The organism is Shewanella sp. SM29 (assembly GCF_025654245.1).
In the GTDB taxonomy this organism is placed as follows: Bacteria; Pseudomonadota; Gammaproteobacteria; order Enterobacterales; family Shewanellaceae; genus Shewanella; species Shewanella oncorhynchi.
Genome location: NZ_JAKKRN010000087.1, coordinates 1 through 837, shown reverse-complemented (window position 1 = coordinate 837; position 837 = coordinate 1). Strand labels below are relative to the sequence as shown.

Below are 837 nucleotides of genomic sequence, written 5' to 3'. Positions count from 1 at the left end.
ACCACCTCAATAAGTGCTATCAAGCGTGGACACCCCCATATGATAAAAGTGACCCACAAGAGGCCATATATATCGTGTGATACAGACAGGTTTTATTTCGGATATTATTCAAATCTCGACTGTTATTGCCATCCCGAAGATATGCATAAAGTGTTGTCGCTACTGATGAAGCAATTACCGGGGTCGGAACTCTTTTTATTGAAAAATGAACGAATAGTTGGCCTCTCTAAAGTTGGCACCCGTGACGGCAAACTAGCCCAACTATCAGATTTTACCCCTGACAATACCCTGCCCAGTTAACGTTTTTTCTCGCGCCTGTTATTGGCGCGAGATTCGGTGTCCATCAGTGGCAGTTTTACCACCAAGATGCTGACAGGTCTGTTTGTGCTAGGGTGACGCCAATTACGGCCATTATCTGGATATAGGCTAACAGACCTTTAGCGGCGAGGTCGTCAAGAGCGAGAAGACATTAAGTACGAGCCGTGTGGGTAGGTTAACGATGACCATGCAGTACCGTGGGCACAGCAAAGGAATAGCTATATGAATAAGAGATCAGCGCCGCAGCAGTCGGCGTCGACAGAGCATGACACACAACCGTTGAACGACAGCCGGTATGAAGATTTGCCACGCAGTGAGTTCCTGCAATTACCCCAAGAGGAGCAAGACCGGCTCAATAAGCTACGTCAGCAGCGGGTGCGTGAGGCGCCCACCCTCTATGAGTGGGATATTAAGGTAGCGACCGTGTATGCCATGGGGTGGCTCGTTGTCATTATTCCCTGCGGTATAATGGTGCTGATTGGCTTGGTGGCACACTGGTATGAGTCTGACCAATGGTAT

General features: G+C 48.7%; 2 pseudogenes. Both read left to right on the top strand.

The features are described from left to right. Window positions 1-300 (top strand): annotated as a pseudogene (locus L5L77_RS22550) (hypothetical protein); the annotation flags it as partial. A 240-nt stretch (window positions 301-540) separates the two neighbouring features. After that, window positions 541-837, top strand: a pseudogene (locus tag L5L77_RS22545) (hypothetical protein); the annotation flags it as partial.